Below are 6,862 nucleotides of genomic sequence, written 5' to 3'. Positions count from 1 at the left end.
GCGCCACGCGAGCGCCACGCGAGCGCCACGCGAGCGCCACGCGAGCGCCACGCGAGCGCCACCGGCACGATCGGCACGGGCCCCGGGCGAACCGCCTGGGGCCCGCGCCGGTTCACCCGGGCGAGCCCGCTCAGGCGGGGTGGCCGTCTTCCAGGAGGCCCAGCTCGCGGGTCAGGTAGCAGACCGCCGTCAGCCGCAGGGACGGGGCGTCCGGCTCGCCGTTGAAGGACCAGCCGCGGTGGCGCAGCTCGTCGAGGAAACCCAGCAGGTAGTCGCCCAGCGTCTCGCGGTCGAGCGGGATGGCGTCGCGCAACTCCGCCGCGTGCTGGTCCACCGCGGCCACCAGAGCGGGATCACGGCCCATGCGGGAGAGCTGGGCGTCGCCCAGTGCGTTCATCAGCCAGCGCAGGGGCGAAACCGCCCATCCATCCTCGAAGACCACCTGGACACTTTAAAGCATTCTCCAAGGTCAACCCCCTAACAGGGCATCCCAACACCGGCCCACCCCCACCGTCGCGGCGACCGTCCCTCTGAGGGGAGAGAAACGGCCAACCCCCTAACAGGGCATCCCAACACCGGCCCACCCCCACCGTCGCGGCGACCGTCTCTCTGGGAAGGGAGAGGGTCGGCTCCTCTAGAACGGGAGGCCGACGTAGTTCTCTGCGAGGGTGGTGGCGGCGGCTTCTGAGGAGGTGACGTAGTCCAGGTACGACAGTTGCAGGCGGCGGGCGTAGGCGTCGTCCTCTTCAAAGGTGTGCAGCAGGGTCGTCATCCAGTACGAGAAGTGTTGCGCTCGCCACACCCGCTTGAGGCACGCCTGCGAGTACCCGTCGAGCAGGTCGGTCGTGCCGTCCTTGAAGTACGCCGCGAGCGCCTCCGTGAGCACCCGCACGTCGGCCACGGCCAGGTTGAGGCCCTTGGCGCCCGTGGGCGGGACGATGTGGGCGGCGTCGCCGGCCAGGTAGAGGCGCCCGTACTGCATCGGTTCGACCACGAACGACCGCATGGGCGTGATGCCGCTCTCCAGGATCTCGCCGGTGGCCAGCGAGAAGCCGGGCACGGTCTCCAGGCGGGCCTTCAGCTCGGCCCAGATGCGCTCCTCCGGCCAGTCCTCCATGCGCGCGTCCGGCGGCACCTGGAGGTAGAAGCGGCTGATGGTGGGCGAGCGCATGCTGTGCAGGGCGAAGCCGCGCTCGGTCCTGGTGTAGATCAGCTCGTCGGACGAGGGCGCGACGCGGGCGAGGATGCCGAGCCAGGCGAAGGGATATTCCCGCTCGAAGACGCTCAGCACGCCCTCGGGGATCGACGGCCTGGACACGCCGTGGAAGCCGTCGCAGCCGGCGATGACGTCGCAGTCGAGCCGCTCGTCCCCGAACGTCAGACAGGGCTCCGAGTCGAGCCCGTGCACGGCCACGTCCTCGACCTCGAACCGCACGTCGCCGCCCGCCGCGAGCCGGGCCGCGATGAGGTCCTTGACGACCTCCTGCTGCCCGTACACGGTGATGGCCCTGCCGGGCACCAGCTTCTCGAAGGCGATGCGGTGGCCCGCGCCGCCGTACCTGAGCTCGATCCCGTGATGCGGCAGTCCCTCGCGCAGCATGCGCTCGCCGACGCCGGCCTCGACCAGCGTGTCCACCGTGCCCTGCTCCAGGACGCCGGCCCGCACCCGGCGCTCCACGTAGTCGCGGCTGCGCTTCTCCAGCACCACGGAGGAGATGCCGCGCAGGTGGAGCAGATGTGACAGCAGCAGTCCAGCGGGCCCTGCTCCGATGATCCCGACCTGAGTTCGCATGAGGGAAAGCATGGTGGTTCGAGCGGATCAGGCCGAGAGCGGTCTTCCGCTGAGTGGAAAGCTGGTGCAGGATCGTCCTCATGTCAGGCGGTTCCCGCGAGGCGGGGCGTTCGGTGACGTCCAAGGTGCTGACGATTCTGGGCGCGTTCGATGCGGCGCATCCCCAGCTCACGCTGACGGAGCTGGCGCGCCGCAGCGGGCTGCCGCTGAGCACGGCGCACCGGCTGGTCGGCGAGCTTGAGGCGTGGCAGGCGCTGGGGCGCGGGCCGGACGGGCGGCTGCGGGTGGGCCCGCGGTTGTGGGAGCTGGGCCAGCTCGCCCCCAACCGGCTGCAGGAGCTGGCGCATCCGTGGCTGCAGGAGCTGTTCGCCTCGACGGGCGAGAACGTGCACCTCGCGGTCAGGGACGGGCTAGAGGTCCTGTACGTGGACAAGGTGTACGGCAGGCGCGCGGTGCCCATCGTGTCGCGGATCGGGGCCAGGCTGCCGATGCACCCGACGGGCGTGGGCAAGGCGCTGCTGGCGTACGAGCCGGACTGGTTCGTCAAGTCCTACCTGGCCCGCAAGCTCGAACGCCCCACCGCCCACACCGTCACCGAGCCGGGCCGGCTGGCCAGGGAGCTGGCGGCGGTGCGGGCCCAGGGCCACGCGCTGACGTACGAGGAGATGACGCTCGGCTCGTGCTCGGCGGCGGCGCCGGTGCTGGTGGACGGGCGGGCGGTGGCGGCGCTCGGCATCGTGCTGTCCTCGCGGCGGGCCCGCGAGCTGCCCCGGCTGGTGGAGCCGCTGCGCGGCGCCGCCGCCGGGATCGCCAGGGCGATGGCCTGAGCCGTTCAGAACCTCTGGATGCGGTCCTTGAACAGGGTGGTCGCGATGGACGCCCGGTGCGGCTGCCCCTTGAGGAACGCCTGCGCGAAGCTCTTGGCCTGCTCGTAGGAGACCTTGCCCGGCATGGGCGGCTCGTTCGGGTTGACGTCCACGTCCACCAGCGCGGGGCCGTCGTGCGCGAGCGCCTGGCCGACGGCGTGGGCGACGTCCTCGGCCTTGGTCACCTTGGCGCCGAACCCGCCGCACGACCTGGCCCAGGCCGAGAAGTCGGCTTCGGGGGCGGCGTAGCGCACGCCGTGCTCGGGGTAGCCGAGCACCATCTGCTCCCACAGGATCTGGCCGAGCGAGTTGTTGTTGTTGATGATCACCTTGACCGGCAGCCCGTGCTGCACGGCGGTGAGGAACTCGGCCATGAGCATCGAGAAGCCGCCGTCGCCGACGTAGGCGATGATCTGCCGGCCGGGGAAGGCGTGCTGCATGGCGATGGCGTACGGCAGGCCGTTCGCCATGGAGGCGAGCGTGCCCGACAGGTAGAACTCGCGCTCGCCCCGGATCGTCCAGTGGCGCGCCGCCCAGGTGGCGATCGTGCCGCTGTCGCAGGTCATGATGGCGTCGTCGGTGGCGAGCTCGTCCACGATGGACATGACGTACTGCGGGGCGATGGGGTCGCGGTCGGGGTTCTCCAGCGACTCCATGTCGGCGCGCCACTTCGCCATCATCTTCTGGTACTTCGCCAGGTGGCCGTCGCTCTCCCTGCGGCGCAGCAGCGGCAGCAGGGCGCGCAGCCCCTCCTTGGCGTCGCAGACCACCGGCACGTCGGTCGCGATGCGCGCGCCCGCCCTGGTCGGGTCGGCCTCGAACTGCACCACCCTGGTGTCGTGCACCTCGGGCAGGAACTTCGAGTACGGGAAGTTCGTGCCGACCATGAACAGCACGTCGGCGTCGTCCATCAGCTCCTCGCTGGGGCGGGTGCCGAGCAGCCCGAGCCCGCCCGTCGTGTACGGCGAGTCGTCGGGCACGACGGCCTTGCCCGGGAGCGTCTTGACGACGGGCGCCCCCAGCGCCTCGGCCACTTCGAGCACCTCCTGCCTGGCGTGCAGCGCGCCCTGCCCGACCAGCATGGCCGGGCGCTCGGCCCGGTTGAGCACCTCGGCCGCCCACTCCAGGTCCTCCTGCCTGGGCAGGCCGGACGGCTGCAGGTAGATGGGCGCGGTCTCGGGCGCGCGGGCGGGCGCGACCTTCCTGTACGGGTCCGCGCCCTCCTCCGCCACCTGGATGTCGTTGGGCAGCGTCAGGTGGGAGACGCCGCGCCGGGCGTAGGAGGTCCTGATGGCGAGGTCCACGAGGGACGGGAGCTGCGCCGGGTTGCTGATCATCATGTTGTACTCGGCCACGTCGGCGAACAGCTTGTCCAGGTGGACCTCCTGCTGGTAGCCGGTGCCGAGCACGGACGTCTCCTGCATGCCGGTGATGGCCAGCACGGGGACGTGGTCGAGTTTGGCGTCGTACAGGCCGTTGAGCAGGTGGATGCCGCCGGGGCCCGAGGTGGCGAGGCAGACGCCGATGCGGCCGGTGGCCTTGGCGTAGCCGGTGGCCATGAAGGCGGCGGCCTCCTCGTGGTGGACGAGGACGAAGCGCACCCGGTCGCGGTGGCGGCGTAGCCCTTCCATGATGCCGTTGATGCCGTCCCCCGGGAGCCCGAAGACGGTGTCGACGCCCCACGCGGCCAGCCGGTCGATCAAGGATTCCGCTGCTATTCGAGCCATGGGACCCGCCCTACCCCGCTCCGCCCCGGACAGGCACCCAGATGAGTGGACATTTCTGCATGTGGACGGGTAGGGGGCCGGTATGCGGATTCTGGTCACGGGAGCCACCGGCACGCTTGGCGGGGCGCTGGTGCCCGCCCTGCTCAAGGCGGGGCACGAGGTGCGTGCGCTGAGCCGGGCCAAGCGGGAGGACCGCGGCAACGTCGACTGGATCTGGGGCGACCTGATCTCCGGCAACGGGGTCAAGGAGGCCGTACGCGACGTGGACGCCATCGCCCACCTCGCCACCAGCGGCCGCAAGGGGCGCGGCGCGGTGGACGTGCCGGGCACCAGGACACTGCTGATCCTGGCGCGGGCGGCGGGGGTGCCGCACGTGCTGTTCACCTCGATGGTCGGGGCCGACAGGGCCGCGCACGGGCACCTGCGGCACAAGCTGGCGGCCGAGCGGCTGGTCATGGAGAGCGGCCTCGGCTGGACGATCCTCCGCCTCACCCCGTTCCACCAGTGGCTGCACCGCAGGCTGAGCGACCTGGCCTCGCTGCCGGCGCTGCCCGTGGACCGCTCGCTGCCCTGGCAGCCGGTGCACACCGGCGAGGTCGCCACGCGGGCCGCCGCGCTGCTGAGCGCGGCGCCGGCCGAGCGGGAGATCGAGTTCGGCGGGCCGCAGGTGATCACCACGGAGGAGCTGGTCAAGGTGTGGTTGCGGGCCTCGGGGCTGCGCCGGCCGTGCGTTCCCGTCCGGTATCCGGGCCGTCTGTACGCCGCCCAGCGGGCCGGCCACCTGCTCACGGACGCCGCTCCCAAGGGTGAGATCAGCTGGCACGACTATCTGCTGCCGCCCGAGCCGATCTTGTCCGACGACTTCGCCACCGAGCACACCGCCTCCCCCACGAGCCCGGCGACTCAGCCGGAACTCGACCCTGACCTGCGCGTATACGGAGGCGACGACGGGTACGAACGTCCGACACGAAGCTAGTGGTTTGTCCGGTTTCGTTACACTTCGCCGACTTGTTGGTCTGGCGCGACGTACTAGACAATGTGTCCGGTGATGAAAGGCATCCCGCTGACCAGAGACTTCGCCAACGGCGACGTCTCTTTCTGGTACCGGCAGATCGGCCTGCCCGCGCGGCGGCCCGCGCTGCCCGGGTCCCGAGACTACGACGTCGCCATCGTCGGCGGCGGCTACACCGGCCTGTGGACCGCGTACTACCTCAAGCGGGCCGAACCCGGCCTGCGCATCGCGATCCTGGAGAAGGAGTTCGCCGGGTTCGGCGCGTCGGGGCGCAACGGCGGGTGGCTGTCGGCCGAGTTCGCGGGCTCGCGCAGGCGGCACGCCAAGGCGCGCGGCCGGCAGGCCATGATCGAGCTGCAGCGGGCCATGTTCGCCTCGGTCGACGAGGTCATCGACGTCGCCAGGACCGAGGGCATCGACGCCGACGTGCACAAGAGCGGGCTGCTCCTCGTCGCCACCAACCCGGCCCAGCGGCGGCGGCTGCGCGCCGAGGTCGCCGATCTGCGCACATGGGGCTACGGCGAGGGTGACATCCGGCTGCTGGAACGTGCCGAACAGCGCGAACGCGTCCAGGTGGCGGGGGCGCTGGAGGCCGCGTACTCACCGCACTGCGCCCGCATCCAGCCCGCCAAGCTGGCCGTCGGGCTGGCCGCCACCGTGGACCGGCTCGGCGTGGACATCTACGAGGACACCACCGTCACCGAGATCCTGCCCCGGCAGGGCGGTGGCAGCGGGGGCAGGGCGGCGGCCGTCACCGTCCGCGGCATCGTCACCGCCGACTACGTCATCCGCGCCACCGAGGGCTTCACCGCCAGCCTGACCGGGCAGCACCGGCAGTGGCTGCCGATGAACAGCTCCATGATCGTCACAGAGCCGCTGCCGCCCGACGTGTGGAAGCACATCGGCTGGCAGGGCAGCGAGCTGCTGGAGGACGAGGCCCACGCCTACATCTACGCCCAGCGCACCGCCGACGACCGCATCGCGATCGGCGGGCGGGGGGTGCCGTACCGGTTCGGCTCGCGTACCGACCGGCGGGGGGCCACCCAGGCGCAGACCGTCGCGCTGCTGTGGCGGATGCTGGTCAAGCTCTTCCCCGCCGCCGTGGACGTGCCGGTGGCGCACGCGTGGTGCGGGGTGCTCGGCGTGCCGCGCGACTGGTGCTCGACCGTGCACCTCGACCACGCCAGCGGGCTCGGCTGGGCCGGCGGCTACGTCGGCAGCGGCGTCACCACCACCAACCTGGCGGGACGCACCCTGCGCGACCTGGTGCTGCGCCGCGACACCCCGCTGACGGGGCTGCCGTGGGTGGGGCGGCAGGTGCGGCAGTGGGAGCCGGAGCCGCTGCGGTGGATGGGCGTGCAGCTCATCTACGCGTTGTTCAGGGCGGCCGACCGGCACGAGAACGAGCGCGGGACCCGCACCTCGGCCTACGCCCACCTCGCCAACCTGATCTCCGGCCGCTGAC

General features: G+C 71.6%; 6 protein-coding genes. 3 read left to right on the top strand and 3 right to left on the bottom strand.

Translation table 11 applies throughout. The features are described from left to right. Positions 1–130: 130 nt before the first annotated feature. Positions 131–442, bottom strand: a complete 312-nt coding sequence (locus AB0K18_RS35205; protein ID WP_364923248.1) for a DUF6401 family natural product biosynthesis protein — start codon at positions 440–442, stop codon at positions 131–133. Between the two features lie 192 nt (positions 443–634). Then, a complete protein-coding gene (locus AB0K18_RS35200) occupies positions 635–1,792 on the bottom strand; it encodes a 4-hydroxybenzoate 3-monooxygenase (RefSeq protein ID WP_364923246.1) in 1,158 nt (385 codons plus the stop codon). Positions 1,793–1,872: 80 nt separating this feature from the next. Between AB0K18_RS35200 and AB0K18_RS35195 the strand changes: the two genes are divergently transcribed. After that, entirely contained in the window at positions 1,873–2,619 is a 747-nt protein-coding gene (locus AB0K18_RS35195; protein ID WP_364923243.1) for an IclR family transcriptional regulator, read from the top strand. Between the two features lie 5 nt (positions 2,620–2,624). Here the strand turns inward: AB0K18_RS35195 and AB0K18_RS35190 are convergent, their stop codons facing one another. Beyond that, the gene (locus tag AB0K18_RS35190) at positions 2,625–4,361 is read right to left on the bottom strand and encodes a thiamine pyrophosphate-dependent enzyme (protein WP_364923239.1); all 1,737 of its coding nucleotides are present in this window, start codon (positions 4,359–4,361) and stop codon (positions 2,625–2,627) included. A gap of 106 nt (positions 4,362–4,467) precedes the next feature. Here AB0K18_RS35190 and AB0K18_RS35185 point away from each other — a divergent pair, with 106 nt between their 5' ends. Together AB0K18_RS35185 and AB0K18_RS35180 are read left to right on the top strand one after the other, a co-directional pair. Continuing rightward, positions 4,468–5,361, top strand: coding sequence for an NAD(P)H-binding protein (locus AB0K18_RS35185; protein ID WP_364923237.1), 894 nt, complete (start codon positions 4,468–4,470; stop codon positions 5,359–5,361). Positions 5,362–5,433: 72 nt separating this feature from the next. Further along, on the top strand, positions 5,434–6,861 hold the full coding sequence (locus AB0K18_RS35180; RefSeq protein ID WP_364923265.1) for an FAD-dependent oxidoreductase: 1,428 nt from the start codon (positions 5,434–5,436) through the stop codon (positions 6,859–6,861). Position 6,862 lies beyond the last annotated feature (1 nt).

The organism is Nonomuraea sp. NPDC049421 (assembly GCF_040677005.1).
GTDB classification, from domain to species: Bacteria; Actinomycetota; Actinomycetes; order Streptosporangiales; family Streptosporangiaceae; genus Nonomuraea; species Nonomuraea salmonea.
The sequence above is the reverse complement of the archived record's forward strand: the minus strand, read 5'-3'. Positions and strand labels throughout refer to the sequence as shown.

Coding starts and splice junctions, on each gene's coding strand:
- AB0K18_RS35195 (WP_364923243.1), top strand. CDS start 1,873: ATGTCAGGCGGTTCCCGCGAGGCGGGGCGTTCGGTGACGTCCAAGGTG.
- AB0K18_RS35180 (WP_364923265.1), top strand. CDS start 5,434: ATGAAAGGCATCCCGCTGACCAGAGACTTCGCCAACGGCGACGTCTCT.
- AB0K18_RS35185 (WP_364923237.1), top strand. CDS start 4,468: ATGCGGATTCTGGTCACGGGAGCCACCGGCACGCTTGGCGGGGCGCTG.
- AB0K18_RS35200 (WP_364923246.1), bottom strand. CDS start 1,792: ATGCGAACTCAGGTCGGGATCATCGGAGCAGGGCCCGCTGGACTGCTG.